The 1,813-nt window shown below is 50.2% G+C and carries 1 protein-coding gene; it reads right to left on the reverse strand.

All coding sequences use genetic code 11. From position 1 onward, the window contains the following. Positions 1 to 944 precede the first annotated feature (944 nt). Positions 945 to 1,463, reverse strand: coding sequence for a DUF3122 domain-containing protein (locus LKK83_RS10160; RefSeq protein ID WP_324630979.1), 519 nt, complete (start codon positions 1,461 to 1,463; stop codon positions 945 to 947). Positions 1,464 to 1,813: the final 350 nt, after the last annotated feature.

Below are 1,813 nucleotides of genomic sequence, written 5' to 3' on the forward strand. Positions count from 1 at the left end.
TTACAGTTTGGTTGGCCTGAGTCCGTCAGCTTATCCATACCCATTACAGGTAGGCAGAAAGCTTCCTCCTCAATCTCTTCCCGTCTAGGACTTGCGCTTACACTTATCACTACTCAGTTTTATCGACCTTTTGACTGAGAGTCCTAGTCGGGTTATCTCGTTCAATCATCTGGGGTGTTATGCCGACGCCTCCATCTGTCCCCCGAGGTACTTTTGCAAGTCTGTGTCAGTCGTTAGTAGACCCCCTGACCTTTCCCTTTGCCCATTTTGGGCGCAGCGTGTCAGCACACTTTCGCCGCTTGAATTATTACGAGGGTTCAAGACGATGATTTGCTGTTACTAGACGATAGCATTTGGCAGTGGTCGGTTCCATCGGGTATTGGCTTACCCTGGTAGCCTTCCGTTCCCCGCTTCACCCACAGGGTCGTGACTCCTGCAAGTGGGGGTGGCTAACGCCGTTGCTCTCGAGAATTGTTAAATTCCTCTGACCTGGAGCCTGCTGACCTCAGATTTGGTAACGGTCTAGGCCGCTTCCCTCCTCCTTAGCAACCAGATGACAGTTGTCAAGGTTCCTTGGCTTTAAGCATTAGGTTCGTTGCCCCGCTTACGTTTTCGGCATTTCAGCCTTGACTTTGGCGGGAACGATTCGCACCATAGTGTTTAATTCTAGCAAATCCGAGCAGATGGGCGATGGACGTTTAGATTAATTTTATAGTTGAGAATGCACAGGGGGAGGAGGGGATAAACGGTGGCAAAAATCTACTTTTAGGAGTAGTTCTATGAGATTAATTCATCTGGGAGAAAAAACCGTCCCTTGGATTCCTCCGTTTGGGTGAGTTCAAAGGGGTGGGGGGTGAAAGAAGATGGACAAAAGGATGCGATCGCCCGCGGAGTGCTTTCATAGCGGGGCGATCGCCTAAACGCAAGGGAGGGAACCACGGTATTTAGCTATTGGCCACGGTTTGCCATTCCAGGAGGACCGGAGGGGGAACGGGTAAATCCAGGGAGCGATCGCCCACCAGGGGAACCGAGAGAATCGCGGGTTGAGTGGTGGGAAGTTGGAGCAATACTCCTTTGAGGTCGTACTGGCCCACATTAGGAGCGGGGGACTCCTCTGCGAACAGATCCGGCGCGCTGAAGACTTTACCTTGGTCGGTATTAATCTGTAGGGGTTGAGGATGAGCGACTTCAGCCATCCCGGGGAATCCCACCAGTCGGAGATTGACGCTGGCGACTTCACCGGATTTGACTCGTTTGAAAAGGATTAACTGCCAAGAATGACCGGCGCGGTCTCGCAGACTATGACGAGATTGATAAAGGGTTTGACCCGGTGCTTCTTGAGTTTGGCGGATTGACGCCGCCGCCGGTGGGGCAGCGAAGTAGGAGATTCCGGCGAACAGCAAAAGCACCAGAGCGCCCAGTAACAGGAGCTTTGAGAAGATTTGTCGGATGCGACACCACATAAGCTTTAGAATTTTTTAAATAACTATATAGTGTTATAGCATGAAAATGATTTATAATGGTGCATAACGGGTGCGATTCGTTCCCGCAAAAGTGGATGGTAAATTCCGGAAACGTAAGCGGGGCAAGGAACACAGCCCCTAAAGGCTGAACCCCCCAGAGGATGGTAAGTCTGATGGTTGGCCGAAATAAAACGGTATAAACCGATACAAAAAAGCCCATCGAAAACCTCGGAAAACTGAAGGCTAAGAGAATTTCACAATTCTTTACAAAAGTCTTTACAATCCGATGGAAAACTGGGAAGAACCTTGACAACTGAATGTCGATGGTGGTGAAAGCCCACCCCATGAAG

Origin of the sequence: Phormidium sp. CCY1219 (assembly GCF_035615515.1) — a bacterium.
Lineage (GTDB): Bacteria > Cyanobacteriota > Cyanobacteriia > Cyanobacteriales > Laspinemataceae > CCY1219.